The organism is Arcticibacter sp., assembly GCF_053551015.1.
Genome location: NZ_JBMQOB010000022.1, coordinates 60,694 through 84,392 on the forward strand (window position 1 = coordinate 60,694; position 23,699 = coordinate 84,392).

Annotated in this window: 22 protein-coding genes; 11 read left to right on the forward strand and 11 right to left on the reverse strand. The window is 45.6% G+C overall.

Going from position 1 to position 23,699, the window contains the following annotated elements; translation table 11 throughout:
• Positions 1–21: 21 nt before the first annotated feature.
• The gene (locus ACO1NU_RS15620) at positions 22–2,055 is read right to left on the reverse strand and encodes an OstA-like protein (protein ID WP_448819430.1); all 2,034 of its coding nucleotides are present in this window, start codon (positions 2,053–2,055) and stop codon (positions 22–24) included.
• Between the two features lie 80 nt (positions 2,056–2,135).
• On the opposite strand from ACO1NU_RS15620, the gene tilS reads away from it, so the two are divergent.
• Both tilS and ACO1NU_RS15630 read left to right on the forward strand, forming a co-directional pair.
• Positions 2,136–3,473, forward strand: a complete 1,338-nt coding sequence (tilS, locus tag ACO1NU_RS15625; protein WP_448819431.1) for a tRNA lysidine(34) synthetase TilS — start codon at positions 2,136–2,138, stop codon at positions 3,471–3,473.
• Between the two features lies 1 nt (position 3,474).
• Positions 3,475–3,957: a hypothetical protein gene (locus ACO1NU_RS15630; protein WP_448819432.1), complete on the forward strand. Its 483-nt coding sequence runs from the start codon at positions 3,475–3,477 to the stop codon at positions 3,955–3,957.
• Between the two features lie 48 nt (positions 3,958–4,005).
• On the opposite strand, the gene ACO1NU_RS15635 is transcribed toward ACO1NU_RS15630, so the two are convergent.
• Entirely contained in the window at positions 4,006–4,968 is a 963-nt protein-coding gene (locus ACO1NU_RS15635) for an isopenicillin N synthase family dioxygenase (protein WP_448819433.1), read from the reverse strand.
• A 157-nt stretch (positions 4,969–5,125) separates the two neighbouring features.
• Between ACO1NU_RS15635 and ACO1NU_RS15640 the strand changes: the two genes are divergently transcribed.
• The 3 genes from ACO1NU_RS15640 to ACO1NU_RS15650 all read left to right on the forward strand — a co-directional run bounded on the left by ACO1NU_RS15640 (position 5,126) and on the right by ACO1NU_RS15650 (position 8,498).
• A complete protein-coding gene (locus tag ACO1NU_RS15640; protein WP_448819434.1) occupies positions 5,126–7,219 on the forward strand; it encodes a HEPN domain-containing protein in 2,094 nt (697 codons plus the stop codon).
• A 1-nt stretch (position 7,220) separates the two neighbouring features.
• Positions 7,221–7,913, forward strand: coding sequence for a precorrin-2 dehydrogenase/sirohydrochlorin ferrochelatase family protein (locus ACO1NU_RS15645; RefSeq protein ID WP_448819435.1), 693 nt, complete (start codon positions 7,221–7,223; stop codon positions 7,911–7,913).
• A gap of 81 nt (positions 7,914–7,994) precedes the next feature.
• Complete coding sequence (locus ACO1NU_RS15650; protein WP_448819436.1) at positions 7,995–8,498, forward strand: RrF2 family transcriptional regulator; 504 nt, start codon at positions 7,995–7,997, stop codon at positions 8,496–8,498.
• A 166-nt stretch (positions 8,499–8,664) separates the two neighbouring features.
• On the opposite strand, the gene lnt is transcribed toward ACO1NU_RS15650, so the two are convergent.
• The 3 genes from lnt to rsmI are packed head-to-tail and all read right to left on the reverse strand — an operon-like array spanning position 8,665 to position 11,617.
• Positions 8,665–10,284, reverse strand: coding sequence for an apolipoprotein N-acyltransferase (gene lnt, locus ACO1NU_RS15655; RefSeq protein WP_448819437.1), 1,620 nt, complete (start codon positions 10,282–10,284; stop codon positions 8,665–8,667).
• Positions 10,285–10,917 (reverse strand): PH domain-containing protein, encoded by a 633-nt coding sequence (locus ACO1NU_RS15660; protein WP_448819438.1) that lies wholly within the window; start codon positions 10,915–10,917, stop codon positions 10,285–10,287.
• Positions 10,907–11,617, reverse strand: coding sequence for a 16S rRNA (cytidine(1402)-2'-O)-methyltransferase (gene rsmI, locus ACO1NU_RS15665; protein ID WP_448819439.1), 711 nt, complete (start codon positions 11,615–11,617; stop codon positions 10,907–10,909). Before rsmI ends, ACO1NU_RS15660 begins: the two co-directional genes overlap by 11 nt.
• 69 nt (positions 11,618–11,686) lie before the next feature.
• Between rsmI and serS the strand changes: the two genes are divergently transcribed.
• Both serS and ACO1NU_RS15675 read left to right on the forward strand, forming a co-directional pair.
• Positions 11,687–12,958: a serine--tRNA ligase gene (gene serS, locus ACO1NU_RS15670; RefSeq protein ID WP_448819440.1), complete on the forward strand. Its 1,272-nt coding sequence runs from the start codon at positions 11,687–11,689 to the stop codon at positions 12,956–12,958.
• Positions 12,959–13,544: 586 nt separating this feature from the next.
• On the forward strand, positions 13,545–13,913 hold the full coding sequence (locus ACO1NU_RS15675; RefSeq protein ID WP_448819441.1) for a response regulator: 369 nt from the start codon (positions 13,545–13,547) through the stop codon (positions 13,911–13,913).
• Here ACO1NU_RS15675 and recO read toward each other — a convergent pair.
• A complete protein-coding gene (recO, locus tag ACO1NU_RS15680; protein ID WP_448819442.1) occupies positions 13,903–14,631 on the reverse strand; it encodes a DNA repair protein RecO in 729 nt (242 codons plus the stop codon). The genes ACO1NU_RS15675 and recO overlap by 11 nt on opposite strands.
• Positions 14,632–14,666: 35 nt before the next feature.
• Positions 14,667–14,942 carry a signal peptidase gene (locus ACO1NU_RS15685; protein WP_448819443.1) on the reverse strand — a complete coding sequence of 92 codons (276 nt, stop codon included), beginning with the start codon at positions 14,940–14,942 and terminating at the stop codon, positions 14,667–14,669.
• A 195-nt stretch (positions 14,943–15,137) separates the two neighbouring features.
• On the opposite strand from ACO1NU_RS15685, the gene ileS reads away from it, so the two are divergent.
• The 4 genes from ileS (at position 15,138) to ACO1NU_RS15705 (ending at position 20,368) form a co-directional block, all read left to right on the forward strand.
• Positions 15,138–18,530, forward strand: a complete 3,393-nt coding sequence (gene ileS / locus ACO1NU_RS15690; RefSeq protein WP_448819444.1) for an isoleucine--tRNA ligase — start codon at positions 15,138–15,140, stop codon at positions 18,528–18,530.
• 1 nt (position 18,531) lies between these two features.
• On the forward strand, positions 18,532–18,915 hold the full coding sequence (locus ACO1NU_RS15695) for a TraR/DksA family transcriptional regulator (protein WP_448819445.1): 384 nt from the start codon (positions 18,532–18,534) through the stop codon (positions 18,913–18,915).
• A complete protein-coding gene (locus tag ACO1NU_RS15700; RefSeq protein ID WP_448819446.1) occupies positions 18,915–19,565 on the forward strand; it encodes a lipoprotein signal peptidase in 651 nt (216 codons plus the stop codon). The genes ACO1NU_RS15695 and ACO1NU_RS15700 overlap by 1 nt, the downstream gene beginning before the upstream one ends.
• Positions 19,566–19,669: 104 nt before the next feature.
• A complete protein-coding gene (locus tag ACO1NU_RS15705) occupies positions 19,670–20,368 on the forward strand; it encodes an SIMPL domain-containing protein (protein WP_448819447.1) in 699 nt (232 codons plus the stop codon).
• Between the two features lie 36 nt (positions 20,369–20,404).
• Here ACO1NU_RS15705 and ACO1NU_RS15710 read toward each other — a convergent pair whose 3' ends face one another.
• The 4 genes from ACO1NU_RS15710 to ACO1NU_RS15725 all read right to left on the reverse strand — a co-directional run bounded on the left by ACO1NU_RS15710 (position 20,405) and on the right by ACO1NU_RS15725 (position 23,679).
• Positions 20,405–20,770, reverse strand: coding sequence for a response regulator (locus tag ACO1NU_RS15710; RefSeq protein WP_448819448.1), 366 nt, complete (start codon positions 20,768–20,770; stop codon positions 20,405–20,407).
• A 175-nt stretch (positions 20,771–20,945) separates the two neighbouring features.
• Positions 20,946–21,419: a DUF4112 domain-containing protein gene (locus ACO1NU_RS15715; protein WP_448819449.1), complete on the reverse strand. Its 474-nt coding sequence runs from the start codon at positions 21,417–21,419 to the stop codon at positions 20,946–20,948.
• 3 nt (positions 21,420–21,422) lie between these two features.
• Positions 21,423–22,253, reverse strand: a complete 831-nt coding sequence (locus ACO1NU_RS15720) for an alpha/beta hydrolase (RefSeq protein WP_448819450.1) — start codon at positions 22,251–22,253, stop codon at positions 21,423–21,425.
• Between the two features lie 133 nt (positions 22,254–22,386).
• Positions 22,387–23,679: a sugar MFS transporter gene (locus tag ACO1NU_RS15725; RefSeq protein WP_448819451.1), complete on the reverse strand. Its 1,293-nt coding sequence runs from the start codon at positions 23,677–23,679 to the stop codon at positions 22,387–22,389.
• Between the last annotated feature and the right edge of the window lie 20 nt (positions 23,680–23,699).

A 23,699-nucleotide genomic window follows, 5' to 3' on the forward strand; every position in this document is an offset into this window, starting at 1 on the left:
ACAGAAGAGCAGGCCTGGATGTCAGGTCTTGCTCTTTGTAGATTCTTTCTTTCCTGTGGTGACCTTTTCTGGTGTTTTCCTGGTGGATACAGCGGTCTTCTTCGGTCGCAATGCGGGTATGATCTCTTCCTTGGACCTCGGACGGTCTTTCGGTTTCCACATGAAGCCTTCCAGAATTTCCATGTCCTTTGGGGCCTTCTCAATAGGATAATACTTACCTTCCGGCTTGCGCACCAGGACTACCCGTTTAAGCTTACTGTCGGCAAATTCCAGTTTCATCCTGCTGCTTAAGGAGCGGTTAAACCCGGTATAGACACTATCTTCCAGGGTATAGTAGATACTCTCTGCGTTACCATCCACGAACATACTTTCGAGCTTGCTGTCCTTGAACAAACCGGTTAAAACTTTTCCTTTAACCTGGTTGAAGCGGCTGGAATCGCCTTCCGCACTTACAATAAGCCCATTATTCTGCAAGAGCATGTTGTCGAGCTTCTGGTTTTTCATCTGCAGAAAGATCGTATCTGCAGTTAACTGCGTTCCCTGCGTCCAAATGATCGGATTGGTATAACATCTGATAATGGAATCAGCGTAGCTGTAAAATGCGGAGTCTGAACGGGATTGAAGATCAGATTTATAGATCTTTACTTTGTGGAAGGCATGAATCACTCTGGTTTTAACCGTATCCTGTGGATTGAATGCCGCTTTTTTCGACGTTGTATCTTTACCGGCGACTTTAGTTAGTCCATTCTTAGCCGCTGCACCTTTCCTGGCCAGCGTGTCTGGGGCTCGAGGAACACTGTCACGCGCCTGAGCCTGTGAGCGTATTCCCGATGAAGCAGATGCGGTATCGGCTGAGGATGCCCGAGCCGGGGGATTCTGTGCCGCAGGCGCGGGGTCTGCAGCATCAGCTTCGGTGTCTTTTTTCTTCTTCCTCTCTTTTTTGGAAAGCTTTCTCTCGGGTTCGACTTTCGGCGGTGCAGCGGGAGCTTCCAGCCTCTTCGGAATAACAATTCCCCCCTCGTCAGTAATGGAACCTTGGGGATCTTCTTCGATCTCCTCATCCGACTTAAGCTGCTCAGGATTGGCCGGCACCAGGTCCTTCATCAGTATCAGCTTCGTCATAAGTGTATCTGCCGTCATGTAAATGGAGTCAACAGAAGCTGAATCTTTTTCGACTTCCATTACAACATAGGCGTTCCGGGTAACCAGCGCACTTTCGTCTGCACGCCTGTAGATTCCCTGATTACCTTTGAGAATCACTTTCTGAACGGTGTCAAGAAAGGTAATGTTATTGATAGCCTTCCCCATACCGCCTTTCCCATCATAAAACAAGCTATCACCCCTGAGGGATTTAGAACCTTCGGTGTACAAGTTCTTTTTACCAAACCATGCCTGATCAGTTACGGTGTTATACCGCCCGTTTTCCGTGTATAAACGGGATGCTTTATTCGCGTTCTTGCCGTTAATTGTGGTTGGCCCATAGAAATAGGCGATCTTGGAAGCTGTATTGTACTTCAGGGTATCGGTGGTTATAAGCGCGTCAGGAGTGTTAACAACGACGTCAAAACGAAAGTATGCATCGTTCGTTCTGGCAAAGTAATAACCGTTTTTACTGGTCAGAATATCCCTGCCGTTTTCTATTTTGCCGCCACCTATATAGGTTCCTATCTTGGTAGCCATCTTATACGTGAGATAGTTTGTCGTCAGCGTCGAAGTCTTGTCGACCATACGGACGTTATTGGTCAGGATAGCTGTCTTGGTATTACCATCGTAATTCAGAAGATCCGAGTAGATGACGGTCCCGTCTGGCTGCGTAATCACGACATGCCCGAAAGCATCGAAGGCATTTCCCGCCTGATTATAGTCTGAGCTGTCTGCACGAAGGGTAGATCCGTCTTGTACGAATACCGGATTGATCACGCGGAAATATTGAATACCACCCTTTTCAACACCTTTTATTTCAGTAGAACTAGTTAACTGGACCTGGCTTCTCTTTTGTGCCGATGCATGACAGACAAGGAAAAGAGCGATAAAAAGAAAAATCAGTTTTCTCACAGTACAAAATTAGTTTTTTTAAGCATGTAATTTGTATGGATATCATCAGCATTATTTCGGTTATTTAAATAATTTTGACGATGCTTCCAACAGGTAGACTCCAGTCATACATCTCGCAAAACAATTTGTTCGGAACTACCGACCGCTTGTTACTTGGGGTGAGTGGCGGAAAAGACTCTGTCCTGATGGCGCATCTCTTTTACGCTGCAGGTATACAGTTTGGTATCGCACACTGCAACTTTGGCCTTCGCGGCCCAGAGTCCGACGGGGATGAGGAATTCACCCGCAGCCTGGCAGGGCAACTTGGTGTGCCTTTCCACACAGTGCGCTTCAATACCAAAGAGCATGCATCCGCTCAGCAGATTTCGATTCAAATGGCTGCCAGAGAACTCCGCTACTCCTGGTTCGAGGAAATACGGGGCGAACATGGCTATCAGTACATCGCCGTGGCACAACATAAAAGTGACGCGACGGAAACCGTACTGCTTAACCTGATCAGAGGAACCGGTATATCGGGTCTTCACGGAATCTTAGCCAAGAGGGATCGTATCATCCGCCCACTTCTTTTTCTTAGCTCAGAAGAGATCAGCAGCATCATTGCCGATAATGGGATCGACTATCGGGAAGACAGTTCCAATGCAACGGTGAAGTATGCCAGAAACAAGATCCGTCATGAGGTAATCCCGAAGATGAAGGAGCTTAACAAAGAGCTGGACCTTACGTTTGAGCAGAACAGCCGTCGTTTCCTTCAACTGGAGACCTTCCTTAACCATGAGGTAGAAAAGCTTCGCAGCCAGCTTTTTAAACCTTTAAGTGCGGACACGTGGGAGATCAGTATCGAATCTCTGGCCGCTCTCCATCCGCGGGAGCTGTTGCTCTTCGAACTTTTCAGGCCTTACCACTTTAGTGAAACAACCTTGCAGGATCTTGCCGGCGCCTGGAACAACCAGTCAGGTAAGATCTTTGAATCAAGAAGCCATACTTTATTAATCGACAGACACCTGTTAATCCTAAAAACACGAACAGCTACAGAGACCGGGCATACGCTCATCTCTGATGATACAATGTGCTTTTCGTGGAAGGATAATAGGTTTACCTGCAGATACGCCTCAGCGGAGGGACTGAAATTTTCAGGGGATAGTAAAATTGCATATTTAGATGCCGACTTGTTACAATTCCCCCTTAAATTGCGTCTTTGGAATCAGGGAGACTACTTCCATCCTCTGGGAATGAAAGGCAGGAAGAAAATCAGTGACTTTTTTATCAGCCAAAAACTTAGCCGCTTTGCGAAAGAAGACGTTGGAATACTGGAAAATGGAAACGGCGATATCCTTTGGATCGTCGGCTACAGATCAGACAACCGCTATAGAGTAAGCAAAGACACAAAAAACATTTTCATCATAGAAGCATCCGAATAACATGAGCGATCAAGCAAGCTTTACAGAAAAACAATACCTGGGCAGAGATTACAACCGTATCAGCGTCAGGCTGACGATGGCCCTCTTCTGTTTTGGCGCATACTATCTTAGCTCGAACAAGGAGCGCACTGCCGAGGTATTGGTACTGGTAGGCATAGCCATCCTGATCGGGTCGGTAGCGATGTTATTTATGATCCATTACCGCACAACAGTAAGGAATAAAAGCGTTATAATCGACGGACTCTGGACAACACGATTGGTCAAGATTGATCTGAACAGTATCGTGAAAGTTGAACGCACCAAGTACAGCTCTTACCTGATAAATAACCCGGTATACAATCTGCACACGAATGGAAAAATAAAATTCTATGCCGGCGGGAAAGAAGCACTTACTCTCACAGACCGGGATGGCCTGGAATACATTATCGGAACACAGTGCCCTGAGGAGTTTGAGTCGGCACTTCGGAATGAAATGAAAAGCTAATGAACAGGGCCTGCCGTCTTCTATGCGCAGCAGACCCTTGAAGAGGTGTTACATCTTTAGACCAATTTCTCTCAGACGTTCGTCAAGATACTCTCCGGCTGTCATATCAGTGTATGCCTTCGGGTTTTGCTCATCGATACAGATATCCAGGCAAGTAAGATCCATTTCCAGCTTAGGATGCAGGAAGAAAGGCACCGAATACCTTGAGGACTTCATCAACTCCCTTGGCGGGTTTACCACACGGTGAGTGGTCGACTTCAACTTATTATTTGTGAGTCGCTGCAGCATATCTCCCACATTAACAACAATATCTTCTACCTGAGCTTTAACAGGATACCAGTTTCCGGCGCGGGTTAAGACTTCAAGTCCGTCAGCACTGGCGCCGATGAGCAGCGTAATCAGGTTGATATCCTCATGCGCTCCCGCACGTACTGCATCCGGAGCTAAGGCGTCAGGATCCAGGATCGGGAAATAGTGAATTCCACGCAGGATGGAATTACCATTATGAACTTTAGACTCGAAATAATCCTCAGTGAGACCCAGGTAAACAGCAATAGCTTTCAACAAGTGCCTTCCGGCAACCTCCAGGCGTTCGTAGACTTCTTTCGTCACTTCGTTGAAGCGCGGCAATTCATCAACAATAATATTGTCCGGATATTGAGCCTTCACCGGATCTCCGTCCGTAACGGTTTGTCCCCGTTGCCAGAATTCCTTCAAATCAGGAACCGGTGCTCCTTTGGCTTTCTCCTTTCCCTTTCCTGTATAACCTCGCTGACCTGCAAGTTCAGGCTTCTCGTACTTCCTCTTGAGGTCTTCCGGAAGGTCGAAAAACTTCTTCACCTCCGTATAAAGCTCATCCATTAACTCCTGCGTCATGCCATGGTTGGCAATGGTTACAAACCCGGTTTCAGTGAACGCTTTTCCTATATCCTCAGAGAATTGCTTCTTCTGCTCTGCAGATCCGCTCACATAGTGGTTCAGGTCCAGTCTCGGAATATTTATCTCAGCCATCTTTAGTTTGTTTGTTTGATAAACAAAGATATGGAATTTGCCGCGCCGGCAGGGCGTCCGCACAGGACCAAAGTCATCTCTGAATCAGCTTTTAGAAATATTTCGAATAGTGCCTCATTATTGCTATTTTTGATAATACATATCAACTCTATAGAGAATGCAAGGTTTCAGAACAGAGCTAGAGAATCCACTGGTACAGAAAGACATAATCGAACTTGAGAAGAAGATCAGGCTATTCAGAGAGGGACAGCTTCATGAAGAGAAGTTCCGCAGTCTGCGTTTAGCCCGCGGGGTTTATGGCCAGAGACAGCCTGGAGTACAAATGATAAGAATCAAGCTTCCATACGGAAGAATGACCATCCAGCAGCTGTACAGGATTTCAGATGTATCAGATAATTATGCCACCGGCAACTTACATATTACGACAAGACAAGACATTCAGTTGCACTATGTCAGTTTAGAGCGCACCCCGGAATTATGGGCAGAATTGGAGAAAGACGCAGTGACCCTAAGGGAAGCCTGCGGAAACACCGTAAGAAACGTTACTGCTTCAGCACTGGCAGGCGTAGACCCGGATGAACCGTTTGATGTCACTCCCTATGCTCATGCTACTTTCGAGTACTTCCTGAGAAACCCAATCTGTCAGGATATGGGTAGAAAATTCAAGATGGCATTCTCTTCATCAGAAAAAGACTCCGGATATGCATTCATGCATGACCTGGGCTTCATTCCGAAAGTGCGGATCGAGAATGGCGAAGAAATAAGAGGATTTAAGGTAGTACTGGGTGGAGGACTTGGCTCTCAGCCGCATATTGCGGAGGATGTAACGGACTTCATGCACGAAGACCTGATCATTCCTTTTGCTGAGTCTGTTATCCGTATTTTCGACCGCTATGGAGAACGTGCAAAGCGTAATAAGGCACGTTTAAAATACCTTATTCAGGATATTGGCAAAGAGGCTTTCCTGGAACTCGCAGAGCAGGAGCGCCTGGCGTTGAAAAACAAGACCTATAAAATTAACCGTAGCATCGCTTTCACTGAGCCTGAAGGAAACATTTTACCCGTTCCTCAGATCAGCAATCCTACCAAATATGAACAATGGCTGAAAACGAATATTTTCAACCAGAAGCAGGAAGGTTTTGTATCAATAGGTATCCGCGTGCAGAATGGTGATATAAAAACCCCTGTAGCCAGGAAGTTTGCGGAGCTTGTTCGTGAAGCTGCCGGAGACGATATTCGCTTAACTAATTCCCAGGGCATTATGCTTCGCTACGTCAGGGAAGAAAATCTGGCCTATGTTTTCGAGAAATTGAATGAACTGGGCCTTGCCGAACCTGGCTTTGGAAGCGTTATTGACATCACATCTTGTCCGGGTACCGATACCTGTAACTTGGGTATATCCAACAGTACAGGCATCACCCGCGAACTCGAACGAGTTATTGCGGCTGAGTACCCGGAACTGATATACAACAAAGACATCACCATCAAGATCAGTGGCTGCATCAATGCATGCGGTCAGCATGCAATGGCAGCTATCGGCTTTCATGGCTCCAGTATGAAAATTGGAAAAATGGTTGCTCCTGCCCTGCAGGTGCTACTTGGAGGTGGCCCCACCGGCGATGGAACGGGTGTAGCATCCGAGAAGATCGTGAAGGTGCCAAGTAAACGCGGGCCTCAGATTCTGCGTACCCTCCTCGACGACTATTTTGAAAACCGTCTAGAAGGTGAACTATATAACAGCTACTATACACGGCAGGGAAAGATTTACTTCTATGACCTGCTGAACCCGATAGCCAAGTCGGAAGATATCACCCCTGACGACTTTATCGACTGGGAGCATACAGAAGCCTACAAGCCGGCTATCGGTATCGGTGAATGTGCCAGCGTTATGATCGACCTTGTTGCTACCCTGCTTTTTGAAGCAGAAGAACGCATCGATTGGTCACGTGAGGCTCTGGAAGCAGGTGAATACGCCGATTCTATTTATCACTCCTATACTGGATTTGTAAACTCGGCCAAGGCGCTACTGGTGTCAGAGGGCTTAAAAACCAATACCCAGGCGGGCATTATCCGCGATTTCGATGCTGCGTTCGTAGAAACAAAGAAGATCGCGCTTCCAGGAAGCTTCCATGATCTTGTATATCAGATGAATCAGCAGGAACCATCCAAGGAGTTCGCCACATATTACTTCCAGCAGTCTGAGCTGTTTAATCAGCAGATGAAGGACTTCCGGAATTTGCAACTTGCATAAGATGACGGAGACATCTGTAGGAAACCCGCTATTCCCGATTTTCGTTAAGCTACATAACCTCAACCTCCTGTTGGTGGGCGGAGGTTATGTAGCTCTCGAGAAACTGGGTGCCCTGCTGGCCAACAGCCCAGAGGCAAACATCAGACTTGTAGCCCCAGAAATCAGTCCGGATGTCATGTCCGTCCTCGAAACCCACCATATTCCTTACCTGGTTCGCCCTTTTGAAGCGAGTGATCTTGAAGGTATAGATCTCGCCATTGTGGCTATTAACGACAGCGAAATCAGTTCGCGTATTGCTTCCGTTTGCAAAGAAAAAAAGGTATTGACCAATGTGGCCGACAAACCTGAGCTGTGCGATTTCTATCTCGGCTCGATCGTACAGAAAGGGAATCTGAAGATCGCTATATCCACAAACGGCAAATCTCCTACCATTGCCAAGCGCATTAAAGAAGTTCTCAACGAAACCATTCCTGAGGAGATGGATGAACTGCTCAACAATATGCAGCGCATCAGAAACAGCCTCAAGGGCGACTTCAATGACAAGGTTAAACGACTGAACGACATCACCAGCGTGATGACAGCCGAGAAGAAAAAGCAATCGGCTTTCAGGAAGTTTATCTACCTTCTGAGCCTTATCATTGCTGTGATCTTCCTCGTGCTGGCAGGCTACTATATCCTCCTTGCGGTTTCCTAAGCATTTATAATATATATACAGCTTTCAGCGTTGCTAATATTTATATATTATCTTTGCTATTGACTTTATATACTACTTGCTTTGCTAACAAAGAAAACGAAATATGCGGTAAAAGCCCTGATGGCTTTAGCGAGAAATAAAGGGAATTCCCCTATGCTCATTTCGGCTATTGCATCGAAGGAGCAGCTTCCCAAAAAATTCCTGGAAGCCATACTACTGGAGATGAAACGCAATGGCATTCTGGCCAGCAAGAAAGGTGCGGGTGGTGGTTACTACCTCATGAAAAAAGCAGAAGAGATAAAGCTCGCAGCTATTATCAGGATCATTGATGGTCCAATCGCGCTTCTGCCATGTGTCAGCCTTAACTTCTACGAACGTTGTGAAGAGTGTACCAGTGAACTCTATTGCGGCATACGTGATGTCATGAAAGATGTCAGAGATGCCACCCTCAAAATACTCGGGGAAACCAGTCTGGCTGATATGATCGAACGTGAAGACAAGATGAAAGCACTGCTTCTCGAAAATCAGGCAGAGAATATAACGGAAGAAGATTTTAAAGGAAATCTCGGCGGAATAGTCGAATAAGAAAAAAGGGTTGTTCCCATGATGAGTGGGACAACCCTTTTTACAAAAAAAACCTAGCTTAAAACTACTCTATAAGTCAAATCACTTAACTTATCTTCTTCTACGGCCTGCGTGATAGAAAGTTACATTTATTTTTCTTAAATACTGTGTGCCACCTCTTTGCAGATCATTTTCTGCTAACCGACATCCTGCGAAGCAAGATCAGAACGATCAAACCTCCTGCAGCTACACAACCAAGCCAGGCTATCCAATCTCCGTAGCGAACATAAAAGGTCAGATCACTGTTCAGATTGATATCCTGCTTTAAAGCAGTAGGTACCCACCAGTTCGATGCTTGTATAACATCACCTCTTTGGTTGATGAAAGCGGAAATTCCGGTATTTGCAGACCTCGCTACCCATCTTCGTGTTTCGATTGCTCGCAGGCGTGCATACGCCAGATGCTGATCCTTTCCGGAGGTATTTCCCCACCATGCATCATTCGTGATTATAGCAATGAACTGCGCCCCTTCGCGGATATAGTCGGCTACATAACTTCCCCAAATCGACTCATAGCAGATCACCGGCGCAACGCCCATTCCGCTCTGAGAAAAGAACACCGATGGTTTGTCTTGCTTACCAAACCCTCCTGACGATCCGCCAAATGCAGCAAAGACCGGCTTCATAAAGCTGAGAGCCGTTGCAAAAGGAAGTGATTCGACGCCTGGGACCAGCTTGGACTTATGATAAAACTGCACCTTCGATGAGTTCTCGATATTAATGGCGGCATTATAATAATCCAGGTACTTGCCAAACGACTCATTATACGCAGCCGTAGGAGTTTCCGCCTTCTCATATAATCTGAAGCTCTCGATACCTGATAAAACGTTTCCATTCCGGTATTTAGACAGAAACGATTGGATCTTCACAAAATTCAGATCCTGATGTACCCGGTACTCGTCGGTCATTTGTGAGATAGCCGTTTCAGGCCATACAAAATATTCAGTATTGGGCTGCCCCAGCGAATCAGAAAGCCTGATAAGCTCATCAACCTGGGCGGCTGGCGACTTACTCCACTTGTCGTAAGGATCTACATTCGGTTGCACCACGACCACATTGGCCGGATTCGGTGCTTCTGTATAGCGACTATACATCATGATGGACGCAGTAATCGGAATAGCTACCCAGAGCAAGAGGCCCAATGTCAGCCTTTTTTTAAGCTTATAGCCGACCGCCGAAGAATCGTCCTGGTCACTCAATTCAAACGCAAGGATATTGGCAACCAGGATCCACAGTGTCCCCCCATAAACCCCGGTAAACTCATACCATTGAATCAATCGGGTTGTCTCAGCAAAGCCGTTTCCCAGGTTCATCCATGGAAATTGCAGGTCCCAGCTTTGATGGAGATATTCGTATGCAATCCAAAAGCTGATCAGTCCCGCAAAACTCAGTAACCTACCAGAAGTTCTTCTCAGCTGGTAATACAACCAGAATGCAAGCGTCATCAAAACGGCCGCAAGACCAAATGGTATTATCGAAATCAACGATGCCACCCAAACGTTCAGTACAGCGCTTAAGGAATTAAATACCCAGTAGATGCAGGAGGTATTCCAGATCAGAAAAGTCAGGCCTGACAGCATAAACACCTTCCGTCCCTTCCGGGGAAGATCAGATTGTATCACATTTTCTACTGCACGAAGCAGAGGCACCAAGGCCACAAGCAGTATCGGCGCAGTAAACGACATCGGCGGCCAGGCAAGCCACAACAGAAACGCACTTATAATAGCGAGAAAATAATTTCTTTTCACTTAAAACTGAGATAATATATCCGACTTCTTCGCTTCATACTCCTCCTGAGAGATCAGCTGCTTCTCGAAAAGCACTTTCAGCTTCTTCAATTTCATGGTCATCTCATCTTCCGGAGCCTCCTGAGCTGCTTGTACAGCTGGTTCAGGAACAACTGCCTGAGCAACTTCCGACAGGGTCGCTGACTCCCTCTCCCGCTCCATACGCAGCTGCTGCTCCTTTAGATATTGCTCTTGTTTTAATTCCGCTTTCAAACGGTCAATTTGTTGATTCGAAAACTGATAAAGCTTCCTCGCCTGAACCTTAGGAATGTAGTCTACCGTAAAGTTCTCCCCGCTAAGCGGAACAGCGGTAAAGCGCGCACCAAAAAACTCTTCTTTAAACGATACCTCTTTGATATCCTTCCATGAATAAATCTCAAAATTTGTTGTCAGACCCAAATTCCCCGGAATACAAAAGAACAGGCGCTTGCTGGTTACAGCCACCGTATCCGGTACCAGCGTGACGGCGGGTTTCTTCTGCACGGCAAGGTATAAGACCTCTTCTCCTGGTGTAAGCATGTCATTCAACTTTCCCAGGATTTTTTCAACAGCCTTAGGATCTTGTTCATCTATTAAAAACTGCTCAAAGTTCATGTTCTTTTTTATTAGTGTTTTTCTTTCCTTCTTTACCTCCTATGATCACCACAAACTCCCCTTTCAGGGTATGCGATTCATAATATGACCTGATATCCGACAAGCTTCCCCGTACTGTTTCCTCGAACATCTTCGTAAGCTCCCTCGAAACAGAAGCCGGGCGATCTTCTCCGAACACCACTATAAACTCCTCAAGGGATTTGAGAAGCCGGTGGGGCGACTCATAGATGATCATTGTACGTGGCTCCTCCGCCAACTCCTTTAAACGCGTCTGGCGTCCTTTTTTTACGGGCAAAAAGCCCTCGAACGTAAAGCGATCAGTAGGCAAACCAGAATTTACCAAAGCAGGCACAAAAGCGGTAGCTCCGGGAAGACACTCAATTTCGATGTCATTCTTAAGCACCTCACGCACCAGATAAAACCCCGGATCAGATACCGCAGGAGTACCTGCATCAGAGATCAGGGCAACATTCTGCCCTTCCTGCAAGAATCTCACAATCTCCGAACTTGCCTTGTGTTCATTATGTTGATGGTGTGCGTAAACCTTCTTATCGATTCCAAAATGTTTAAGTAGAGGTGCGCTGGTACGTGTATCTTCAGCTAAAATGAGGTCCACCTCTTTTAAAATCCGGATCGCTCTGAGCGTGATGTCCTCCAGGTTTCCAATGGGAGTGGGTACGAGATAGAGTTTCCCTGTCATATTCAAAAAAAATGCAAAAACTTCATGTAAACAGTCATCTGATCATATCTTTGACAAAAATTTACAACGATGCTGCAAGTTAGTTATATCCGGGAGAACAAAGAGAAGGTTTTAGAACGATTGTCTGTTAAAAATTTCAAACAGCCTGAATTAGTTGACACTATCATTTCACTTGATGAAGAACGTCGTCAAACACAGACCTCGCTTGACTCGATCTCTGCGGAAGCAAACGCCATGGCTAAGCAGATCGGTGAGTTGATGCGCAACGGCCAGAAAGAACAGGCTGAAGAACTTAAAGGCAAAACCGCAGGTTTAAAAGAGCAGATCAAAACGCTCGGCGACCAACTGGCTCATGCTGAAGAAGAGTTGCAAAAGAACCTCGTTTTACTTCCTAACCTGCCACACTCTACTGTCTCTAACGGCACTACGGCCGAAGACAACGAAAACATCTTCGAATTCGGGGAGAAACCTGAACTTCCTGCAAATGCACTTCCTCACTGGGAGCTTGCAGCAAAGTATGATATCATCGACTTTGAACTCGGCAATAAGATCGCAGGTGCAGGATTCCCCGTCTACAAAGGAAAGGGAGCTAAACTGCAACGTGCGCTGATCAATTTCTTTTTGGATAACGCTGAAGAAGCAGGATACAGGGAAGTACAACCTCCCATTGTCGTAAACGAAGCATCAGGCTTTGGAACCGGGCAGCTGCCTGATAAAGAGGGCCAGATGTACCATGTAGGCATAGACAATCTTTACCTCATCCCTACAGCTGAAGTACCCGTAACCAACCTATACCGTGATGTGATCGTTAAGGAAGATGAGCTTCCCATTAAAAATTGCGCATACACGCCCTGCTTTCGCCGGGAGGCAGGTTCTTATGGCGCTCATGTGAGAGGACTGAACCGCCTGCATCAGTTCGACAAAGTGGAGATTGTCCAGATCGCACATCCTGATCAGTCCTACGATATCCTCGAACAAATGAGCACTCACGTGCAGTCTCTGCTTCAGAAACTTGAACTACCTTATCGTGTTCTTCGTCTTTGCGGTGGCGACATGGGCTTTGCCTCTGCCCTGACTTATGATATGGAAGTCTGGAGTGCCGCACAGCAGCGCTGGTTGGAAGTATCGTCCGTTTCTAACTTTGAGACTTTTCAGTCTAACAGGCTCAAACTGCGTTTTAAAGGAAAAGAAGGCAAGGCACAACTTGCTCACACCCTGAATGGCAGCGCCCTCGCTTTACCGCGTATAGTAGCTTCCCTACTGGAAAATAATCAAACTGAAAGAGGAATCAGAATCCCCGACGCACTTGTTCCTTATACGCGCTTTGAGTGGATCGACTAATATTCTATTCTTATATAAAAAACTGCCGGGATCTTTGCAATGCAACGAAGCCGGCAGTTCTTTTTTACAAGGACTTTCGGTTGTGATCTAACGGCTATAACCGAAGCATTACCATGCTCCAATAACGCAAGTGCGCTTCAAAAATCATAGCTAGTGAGAATCACATCCGGATGTGAGTAATAAAAACTTCTCAGTAAAGACACGCGGGTTTAAACAGAATACTTCGCACGCTCATCTGCGGCGATAAAAAGTCGTAAAAAGTGGGGACAAAAAATAAGCTCCTGATGGGCAGGAGCTCAAACTAACCAATTATAAACCTAAATCTTAAAAAAAATCCTTAGAGAAGAATTTTCCTAAAACTTTATGTGTCAAAGATACATTTAAATACTACCTGACACAAGTCTTTTCACATTTTTTAACATTTAGGAAATTTTGAAATAAACTTTAGGATTGATTTTCAGGCTGTTGCAAAACGACCGTATCGCCCTTATTACAAAAACGCTTTTTCTGTAAAACAATAATCAAGGAATCCGGTTATAATCCTCTAAGGAAATCGTGTTAAGCTGCTTTAATCAAGGGAACTGGAATGTCTAAACGGATACTAATTTTTGATGACGATACAGATATACTGTCAATCTGCACCTACATACTTCAGGAACTGGGCTGGGAGGTAAAAACGTCCCCCCATTGCAATGACATCGTGAACACTGTAAGGGCATTTTACCCCAACGTAATCCTGATGGATAACTGGATCCCGGATTCAGGTGGAGTCGTCGCAACTCAGGCCATTAAAGCAGAAGCAGACCTTAAAAGTATTCCCGTGGTATATTTCTCGGCTAACAACGATATCCAGTCACTCGCCAGCAAAGCCGGAGCAGATACCTACCTGGAGAAACCTTTCGATCTGAATGAACTCGAGAATGTGATCGAACGGGTAGCAGGATTTAAGGACTAAGAACTTCTTCTATAATTTTATGAGAGCGGATTTCTGAAAAGCTATCTACGTGCAAGCGGTAGTAATCCAGCACTCTTCCCAACAGTTCCCTCCTTTCGGAATTGTTGATCTGCAGCAGATGCAATCCCTCAATACGAGAGTCTAGCAACTCACTGAACTTCTTCGTTAAGGAACCATGAAGGAAGTGAACATGTCCCGGCGGAACGTTCGTAAAAACGCCATTCCTAAGATCGAAATAGGCTGAGATACGCTCATTAGTTCTTTCCGGATAAAAGCCGAGATATCTGCTCAGGTGAAGCAGAAACCATAGATGGAAATTATTCAGACCAGCGTCCATCCTGTCTAACAATGCAATACTGTGAAACATAAACTCGAAAAGAGGAGGATCATCATGATGTTGCCTAACCACCTTGTATAAAACCTCATTCAGAAACAAAGCCAAACTGCTTTTCGTTAGATCGTAAGGCAAAGATTCAAATAAGGGTACATTCCGAAGCTCTGAAATACGCTGAATGCCGCCATTCGGCTTGTGATATACTACCATATCCAGCAGGTGCAAAGGCTGGATCATATTCATACGGATCTTCGCTCGTGGCTTCCTCGCTCCATTTACCAGATAAGATTGGAGACCGAACTTCTCCGTAAACACTTGAACAACAACGCTACTCTCCGAATAGTCAGTGGCCTTAAAAACAATGCCCCGGGTCTTATGCAACATCGCAATCAGATAAATGACAAGCCTTGGCAAGGGTATTACGAATGTGCCTGCACACTGGCTGGAGGATCCGTTTCATTCAATTCGTTTTCTCTCTGCTCTTTCTTTTCTGCTTCTACGGCACGCTCTTCAATGATCCCTTTATACTCCACTTTTCGTACAAATGAATAAAATATAGACACGAACCCAATACCGAACAATAATGTTCCCAGGATCATCGCCCATCCATAATCATCAAATGCGTTACGTTTAATGGAATACCCCAGAAGGTTCAGGCCGACTCCGATGGCTACCAGAATCAAACCTCGTTTCATAAACTTATTCATAGCCAAAACTAAGCAAAGCACGTGCCACAAGCAAACCCCATGCGTGCATAGCACAGCGCGAACAACACCGTCATTTTGATATTTTTTTGCCGCCCTCAATAGAAGACTTGTTTTTCTGGCTTAATTTAATTATTGGCGTGTATTTTCTTAACTTTGCACCTCAAAAATTGGGTTAAAGCGCTGATGTACAAAGAATATAAACAACTAAATTTATCTACTACAGGAAAAGAAATACTCGAATACTGGAAAAACAATAAGATTTTCGAGAAGAGTATCTCCAACAGACCGGCTTCCAAACCATATACATTCTACGAAGGACCTCCCTCTGCCAATGGCATGCCGGGAATCCATCACGTAATGGGACGCAGCATTAAGGACATTTTCTGCCGGTATAAAACCCTCAAAGGCTTCCGGGTGGAACGCAAAGGCGGATGGGATACGCACGGCCTTCCGATCGAACTTGCCGTAGAGAAGACTCTCGGTATTACCAAAGAGGATATCGGAAAGAAGATCACCGTAGAAGAATACAATGCGGCCTGTCGCAGTGAGGTCATGCGCTATACGGATGTATGGAATGATCTTACCGAAAAAATGGGCTATTGGGTAGACCTTGATAATCCTTACGTAACATACGAAAACAACTACATCGAGTCATTGTGGTGGATCTTAAAAGAGCTCTACAACAAGAAACTCCTATACAAGGGTTATACCGTTCAGCCCTTCTCTCCCGCTGCCGGAACCGGACTAAGCTCGCACGAGCTCAACATGCCGGGTACCTATCGCAACGTGAAGGACACTTCCATCGTGGCTCAGTTCCGCCTCAGGAAAGATCAGATTCATCCGCTAACAACGATCCTCTTCCAGAACGAAGCGGAAGATACTGTAATGCTGGCATGGACCACCACTCCCTGGACGCTCCCATCTAACTGCGCCCTGGCGGTAGGAAAGAACATTACTTATGTCAAAATAAGAACCTTCAACCAATACACCTACGCTCCTGTAAGTGTAATACTGGCGAAAGACCTTGTTCTTAAGCACTTCAAAGCTGAAGGAGAGAATGCTTCCTTCCAGGACTATAAAGGCGGCGACAAGATTATTCCATGGGAAATTGCCGGAGAATTCAAAGGAGAAGACCTCATCGGCTTGCGCTATCATCAGCTTATGCCTTATGTAACCAGCGAAAAACTTGAAAAAGATGCATTCCGCGTTATTCCGGGTGATTTCGTTACTACAGAGGATGGTGCCGGTGTAGTACATATTGCAGCTGTATTTGGTGCTGATGACTTCCGCGTTGCACGCGAAAACAACGTACCTTCCGTGATGGTTACCGACGAACGTGGTAACGAATATCCACTGGTGGACAGACAAGGCAAATTCGTGGATGAGGTGACTGACTTCGCAGGCAAATATGTAAAAGAAGAATATTATACCGACGAGATCAGAAACCAACCAGGTTTCAGACCCACCGACGTCCTGATCGCCATCCAGCTGAAGGAAGAAAATAAAGCATTTGACGTAAAGAAATACGAACACAGCTATCCACATTGCTGGAGAACTGACAAGCCGGTATTGTATTACCCGCTCGATAGCTGGTTCATCAGAACCACTGCGCTGAAAGAACGCATGGTCGAGCTCAATAAAGAGATCAACTGGAAGCCAGAAGCGACAGGAACAGGAAGGTTCGGCAACTGGCTCGAAAATCTTGTAGACTGGAACCTTTCGCGCTCCAGATACTGGGGTACTCCTCTTCCAATCTGGCGCACACAGGATGGAACCGAAGAACTTTGCATCGGATCTGTTGAAGAACTGAAAACAAAAATAAACGAGGCACTATTGTCAGGCACGCTTACAGCGGAAGAAACAACAAAACTTTCCACGCTGGCAAACACGTATGCAGATGGCACTTTCGACCTCCACCGCCCGTATGTAGACGACATCATTCTGGTGTCTCCATCCGGACAGAAGATGTACAGAGAACCCGACCTGATCGACGTTTGGTTTGATTCAGGCGCCATGCCTTTCGCACAATGGCACTATCCTTTCGAGAACAAAGAAGAGTTTGACAAGGCGTACCCTGCTGATTTCATCGCTGAAGGGGTAGATCAGACTCGTGGATGGTTCTTTACCCTCCACGCAATCTCCGTCATGCTGAACGACTCTGTATCGTTCAAGAATGTAGTATCAAACGGACTGGTGCTGGACAAAAACGGCAACAAGATGTCAAAGCGTCTGGGCAATGCCGTTGATCCCTTCGAGACCATTGAGAAATACAGTGCCGACGCTACCCGTTGGTACATGATCAGCAATGCCTCTCCATGGGATAACCTTAAATTCAACGAGGAAGGTCTTGATGAAGTGCGCCGTAAATTCTTTGGTACGCTCTATAACACCTACGCGTTCTTTGCATTGTATGCCAACATCGATAAGTTCAGCTACGCAGAAGCAGAAATCGCCCCTGAAGCACGTCCGGAGATCGACAGATGGATCATCTCCCGACTGAATACGCTAATCAAAGGCGTTGACGGCTTTTATGGCGACTTTGAGCCGACCCGCGCAGCCCGTGCCATACAGGAATTTGTGGACGAACACCTGAGCAACTGGTATGTAAGACTATGCCGCCGCCGCTTCTGGAAAGGCGATTATTCAGAGGATAAAATCTCCGCATATCAAACACTTTACACTTGCCTGAGCACCATCGCTAAACTTATGTCGCCTATCGCGCCGTTCTTTAGTGAAAGACTGTTCCTTGATTTGAACTCCATCACCGGAAAAGAACAGGCTGAATCCATTCACCTGACTGACTTTCCGGCATACGACGAAACACGTGTAGATGCAGCGCTGGAAGAACGCATGTCATTGGCTCAGAACATTTCATCCATGATCCTTTCGCTAAGAAAGAAAGTAGGAATAAATGTACGCCAGCCATTAAACAAGATCCTTCTTCCTGTGCTCGACAGTCATTTCCAGCAAAAGGTTGATCTGGTAAAAGAACTGATTCTTTCCGAAACGAATATAAAGAGTATTGAATACATCAGCGATACATCCGGCATCATCAAGAAGAAAGTGAAACCGAACTTCAAGTCGCTAGGTCCAAAGGCCGGTAAATCCATGAAAGATGTAGCAGCCTACATTAATTCCTGGAGCCAGTCAGACCTTGCACTCTTCGAAGAAAATGGCGTGGCAACCTTCTCCAAAGACGGTCTGAATGTCGATATCTATCCGGAAGATGCAGAGATTATTGCAGAAGATGTACCGGGATGGCAAGTTACAAATATCGGAAAACTAACAGTTGCGTTAGATGTTACGATAACAACCGAGCTGAAGCAAGAAGGAACGGCAAGAGAAGTAATAAACAGGATTCAGAATATCCGTAAAGAACAGGGTTTTGAAGTAACAGATAAAATAAAGGTAGAGGCTGTTTGTCCATCCCCTGTATCTGAAGCGATAATAAATAATTTATCCTATATTAAGGCCGAAATTCTCGCCGACTCTTTTGAATTAGTGCCTGCTCTGGCCACCGGTGATAAAGTTCAAATAGATGAACAGGAATTAACGATTTTGATTACAAAGGCATAACATGGAAAACAACCTAAAAACCCGCTACTCCGACTCCGAATTAAAGGAATTTAAAGACATTATACTAGAAAAGCTCCGCATTGCAAAAGAGGAGCTTGCGTCGCTGACTCAGTCGTTGAGTAACCCAAATTTAAACGGTACTGATGATACCGCCGGAACATACAAAACGCTGGAAGATGGTTCTGCCACTCTTGAAAAAGAGCAGATCAATCAGCTTGCAGCACGCCAGAAAAAGTTCATTGAAAACCTGGAAGCAGCTTTAGTGCGTATCGAGAACAAGACGTACGGGGTATGCCGTGAAACCGGTAAACTGATCCCTAAAGAACGTCTGCGTGCAGTACCTCATGCTACATTGAGCATGGAAGCAAAAATGAGGCAGAATTAATGAAAGCTTACTTCAAGCCTTTTTTGGCTATTTTTCTGGTCTTACTTGCAGACCAGGTTCTTAAGTTCTGGATTAAACTGAACATGAGCCTGGGACAAGAGTTTCACGTTCTCGGCGATTGGTTTATTATACATTTCACCGAAAACAACGGTATGGCTTTCGGTATGGAGTTCGGCGGTGAAGCCGGTAAGCTGGCTCTTACGCTCTTCCGCATAGTCGCCGTTTGTGCCATCGGATACGGAGTAATCCACCTGGTGAAACATAAATATCACAGGGGGCTCATCCTTAACGTAGCGCTTATATTCGCAGGGGCAATGGGGAACATCATTGATTCTACTTTCTACGGAATGATTTTTAGTGAAAGCACCTACTTCCAGCCTGCCAGGCTATTTCCTCCTGAAGGTGGCTACTCCAGCCTCTTTCACGGAAAAGTGGTAGATATGTTCTACTTTCCAATCGTTCAGGGAACCATCCCTCAATGGTCACCTATCTGGTCAGGAGAGGATTTTATATTCTTCAGACCTGTGTTCAATATCGCAGATGCGGCCATTTCAATTGGGGTAATTGCCATATTGATCTTCCAGAAAGTTTATTTCAAGGAAGAAAAGCAAGAAAATATTTATCCTCATAATGAGATAATTGAGGAATAATCCCCAAGCTTTCTTAACTATAGTTTAATAAAAGGGATGGTTGTTTGTGGAATCGGTCACAAACAATCATCCCTTTTATAAGTTAAACACACAAACACGAACACATGAAACGCTTAATTGTACTTGCTATACTTAGCATCTTCACAACTCATCTCTTTTCCCAGACCGTAGACACCCGCCGAAAGATTGAAGTGAATGGCACTTCTGAAATGGAAGTCACTCCCGATATTATCTATCTGGGTATATCTCTGAAAGAATACTTCAAAGACAATAACAGCAAGAAGAAAGTAGAGATCAACACCATCGAAACACAGCTCTACAATGCGGTTCAGGCGGCGGGAATTCCTAAAGAAAACCTGACCATCAACAACATCTCCGGCTACAATTATAACTGGGAAAAAAAGAAAAACCCCGATTTTTTGGTTGCTAAACAATATCGGCTGAAAGTGACCAATCTAAACAGCTATAACAAGCTCATGGATGCACTTGACATGAAAGCGGTTCAGTATACCAATGTGGAAAGTTATGACTATTCCAAGATTGAGCCACTTAAAAAAGAGCTGAAGATCAAAGCCCTTAAAGCCGCCAAAGAAAAGGCAGATTTTATGGCAGCAGCCTTGAATAACCGGGTCGGTGATCCTTTAGAGATTCAGGAGATCAACAACGAATCTTATCCTCAGCCTATCTATCGCACAAGCATGATGATGTCTAAAACCGCTGACGAATCATTCTCTCCGGAGATCGACTTTAAACAGATCAAACTGAACTACCAGATGCGTGTAGTTTTCGAACTGGTCAAATAAGACATATTTACCGTATAAACAAAGAAGCCTCTGCAATCAGAGGCTTCTTTGTTTATACGATTCCAGCATAATCTCCAGATCATTAAGGTCAAAAGGTTTCGCCAGCCAGGCATCAGCACCTGCTTCATCCGCAAGCAACTTGATGTTGTTATTGGCTGAAAAGTAAATCACCGGAATGCCTCTATACCGCTCATTATTTTTCAAAGTCTGGGTTGCTGTTATTCCTCCCGTATCAGGAATCCAGTTATCCATCAGGATAATATCTGGTTCACATGCCTCTACGGCTTCCAGCAAATCATTGCAATTGCTCCGCGTATGCACATCCCAACCATTATCCGCCAACAGATACTTTAATATATCCAGAATGTCGGCATCATCATCAAATATCAGTATACGCTTCATTAGAACTAAAAGTAGCACAAAAATACCAGCAACCCATATAATCTGAATTTATTTACATCCGCTTGAATATTCTTTCCGAGCAGCCCCATATCCCTTGTAGCGACGGTGGTGCGCGGCGGGTATTCAAGAATTCAGGAAGACACGGTTGACAAACGATAACCGAATATGCGCAACTTTAAAAAAGATCCTTAAGCCAGGTTGCCAGTTGCACAAGCAAATAAATCAGGCCTGCCAGCATAGCAAACATCACCAGGAAAATGACAATGATCAAACCCCAGCCACTTCCCTGATGCTTTCCTTCCTGGTAATGCTCCTTCAAAAGCCGAATATTCCGTGCATTCGCCTTATAATAAAAATCAAACACCTGGCCGATCAGCGGGATTCCACCAATCACTGCATCTACCAGGATATTCAGTGCCATCAGTATCGCCAGCTTTCGGCTAACCCCATGCTTGAGCATGGTCGCCAGAATGACGCATGATAGCAAAAATCCCGAAACATCTCCCAGTATCGGTATAAAGTTCAGAAGAGGATCCAGGCCAAACCTGAATTGGGTTCCTGGAAACCGAAATTGATTATCCATTAACCTGGCCATCCGCTCTACCCAGATTAAACGATTCGATGTTTGCAGTGATTCCGGTGATTTCAATTTCTATTGTTGTTTAGCAGACTTTTTGAAGAACTTGTCCATGAACAACAACTGGAAATCAATAGAGTTTATCCAATAGTCCCAATTATGGACCCCTGGTCTTGTAATATAATCGTGAGGAATATTACGCTCCAGTAATTTCGCATGCAGATTTTCATTCACCTGGTAGAAGAAATCTCCCGTACCACAGTCAATGATCAGCGACAGGGCATTGGGTGTAAGTAAGTTCAGCATGTTAATGACGGTATTCTTCTCCCAGTTCTCTGGAGCGCTCGTATAGCTTCCCAGGCGTTGTGATAATTGCCAGTTCAGCGGAAACGGCCGGATGTCTACCCCGCCACTCAGGCTGCCTGCAGCGCCAAATACATCCTGATGGCGAAATGCCAGATACAAGGCGCCATGTCCTCCCATACTCAGGCCGGCAATTGCCCTCCCGCTACGAGAAGCAACCGTCTTGTAATTTTTGTCGACCCAGGATACCAGCTCTTTCGCCACGTAAGTCTCATACTTCCAGGAAGGGTCTACCGGACTATCCAGGTACCAGCTTCCTACTCCGCCATCCGGACACACGATGATCATTCCATACTGATCAGCAGCCTTTGCCAGCTGGGGAGTGCGAGTCACCCAGTCGCTATAATTACCGCCAAAGCCATGAAGCAAATAAAAAACAGGGTACGCTTTCTTGTCTGAGTAATTGTCGGGGGTGATGACCACCGCCTTGATCGTCTTGTTCATGGCGGCGCTTTTAGTAATTACGGTATCTACTTTACCCGCATAGCAAACGCCGGCAAGCAAGAGAGCCGGCAAGAAAAATAAGAGTTTGAGGTGTTTCATATATTGGATTGTTCTGGTTTAAAAATATAGAAATTACCTGGTTTTAGAGTACAATAAGCCGGCTGAAGAGCAACAAAAAAGGCGGCCTGCTGAAAGCAGACCGCCGGTTCTATTATCAAATGCGCTTGGCGCGCTATATATGCATCTTTACTTTTCTCCCTACGTTATACCCTTTCACCGCATAGAACCAGATGAACAGGTAACATGGAACGGCAATCCAGTAAGCCTCCTGTGGATTCCAGGTATCTGCAAAATGTCCGTAGACAAGTGGCAGGATCGCTCCCCCCGCAATACCCATCACCAGTAAAGAAGACCCGATCTTCGTAAAGCGACCAAGGCCCGAAAGCGCGAGCGGCCATATAGCAGGCCACACCAGTGAATTCGCGAAGCCTAGCAGGGCAATAAACATCACCGATATGTATCCGTGAGTCAATATAGCTGCTACCGTAAAGATAACACCCATAATAGCGAACACCTTCATGGCCGTCTCCTGTGAAAAGTACTTCGGAATGCAAAAGATACCTACCAGGTAACCAACGATCATTCCAAACAGTGTCAAGGTAGTGAAGTAGGTCGCAGTCTCCAGGGCAATGCCTTGTGAAGCACCATAACTGATGATAGTATCTCCCGCAATTACTTCCACGCCAACGTACAGGAATACGGTTGCTACACCCAGTAACAGGTGCGGAAACTGCAGGATACTCGTTTTGCCTGTATTAGCGGCAGCAACGAATTCGTCCTCTGTCTCTGTATCAATTTCCGGTAGCGTTGACCGACTGATCAACACGCCCAGAAGGACCAGTACTGCCATAATGATGATGTACGGAAGAATTACACGTCCGGCCAGCATATCCAGCTCCACAGCTTTTTCCACTTCAGACATGGTCTTGATCCTGATCTGCAGCTCATCTGCGTTCTTCAATGCTACAGCACCAAGCACAATCGGAGCGATAGAGCCCGCAACCTTATTACAGATCCCCATGATACTGATCCGTTTGGCAGCACTCTCCGGAGGGCCAAGGATCGTAATATAGGGATTCGAAGCAGTCTGCAGCAAGGCCAGTCCCGTACCCTGAACGAAAAGCCCCAGCAGGAACAGCTCATACATCCGGATCATCGCTGCCGGAATGAACACCAATGCTCCGAGGGCCATAATACCCAGTCCGAGCGCCATCCCCTTTTTGAAACCAGTGATCTTCAATACCCATGCAGAGGGAATTGCCATCACCAGATAGGAGATATAGAAAGCAAAAGTGACCAGGTAAGACTCAAAATTATTGAGTTCACATGCAATCCGCAGGTAAGGGATCAGCACAGAGTTCAGCCAGGTAACAAACCCGAAGATGAAGAACAATGCCCCAATAATTGCGATCGGAGGAATACCGGATTGTTTAACCGGCGCTGAGTAGGATACTGGCTTTTCCATTCTTGATTAAAATGCTATAG

Bases quoted from the DNA above. Each gene is read 5' to 3' on its own strand.
- tilS (WP_448819431.1), top strand. From the start codon at position 2,136: ATGCTTCCAACAGGTAGACTCCAGTCATACATCTCGCAAAACAATTTG.
- ACO1NU_RS15630 (WP_448819432.1), top strand. From the start codon at position 3,475: ATGAGCGATCAAGCAAGCTTTACAGAAAAACAATACCTGGGCAGAGAT.
- ACO1NU_RS15635 (WP_448819433.1), bottom strand. From the start codon at position 4,968: ATGGCTGAGATAAATATTCCGAGACTGGACCTGAACCACTATGTGAGC.
- ACO1NU_RS15640 (WP_448819434.1), top strand. From the start codon at position 5,126: ATGCAAGGTTTCAGAACAGAGCTAGAGAATCCACTGGTACAGAAAGAC.
- ACO1NU_RS15645 (WP_448819435.1), top strand. From the start codon at position 7,221: ATGACGGAGACATCTGTAGGAAACCCGCTATTCCCGATTTTCGTTAAG.
- ACO1NU_RS15660 (WP_448819438.1), bottom strand. From the start codon at position 10,917: ATGAACTTTGAGCAGTTTTTAATAGATGAACAAGATCCTAAGGCTGTT.
- rsmI (WP_448819439.1), bottom strand. From the start codon at position 11,617: ATGACAGGGAAACTCTATCTCGTACCCACTCCCATTGGAAACCTGGAG.
- serS (WP_448819440.1), top strand. From the start codon at position 11,687: ATGCTGCAAGTTAGTTATATCCGGGAGAACAAAGAGAAGGTTTTAGAA.
- ACO1NU_RS15675 (WP_448819441.1), top strand. From the start codon at position 13,545: ATGTCTAAACGGATACTAATTTTTGATGACGATACAGATATACTGTCA.
- recO (WP_448819442.1), bottom strand. From the start codon at position 14,631: ATGTTGCATAAGACCCGGGGCATTGTTTTTAAGGCCACTGACTATTCG.
- ACO1NU_RS15685 (WP_448819443.1), bottom strand. From the start codon at position 14,942: ATGAAACGAGGTTTGATTCTGGTAGCCATCGGAGTCGGCCTGAACCTT.
- ileS (WP_448819444.1), top strand. From the start codon at position 15,138: ATGTACAAAGAATATAAACAACTAAATTTATCTACTACAGGAAAAGAA.
- ACO1NU_RS15695 (WP_448819445.1), top strand. From the start codon at position 18,532: ATGGAAAACAACCTAAAAACCCGCTACTCCGACTCCGAATTAAAGGAA.
- ACO1NU_RS15700 (WP_448819446.1), top strand. From the start codon at position 18,915: ATGAAAGCTTACTTCAAGCCTTTTTTGGCTATTTTTCTGGTCTTACTT.
- ACO1NU_RS15705 (WP_448819447.1), top strand. From the start codon at position 19,670: ATGAAACGCTTAATTGTACTTGCTATACTTAGCATCTTCACAACTCAT.
- ACO1NU_RS15710 (WP_448819448.1), bottom strand. From the start codon at position 20,770: ATGAAGCGTATACTGATATTTGATGATGATGCCGACATTCTGGATATA.
- ACO1NU_RS15720 (WP_448819450.1), bottom strand. From the start codon at position 22,253: ATGAAACACCTCAAACTCTTATTTTTCTTGCCGGCTCTCTTGCTTGCC.
- ACO1NU_RS15725 (WP_448819451.1), bottom strand. From the start codon at position 23,679: ATGGAAAAGCCAGTATCCTACTCAGCGCCGGTTAAACAATCCGGTATT.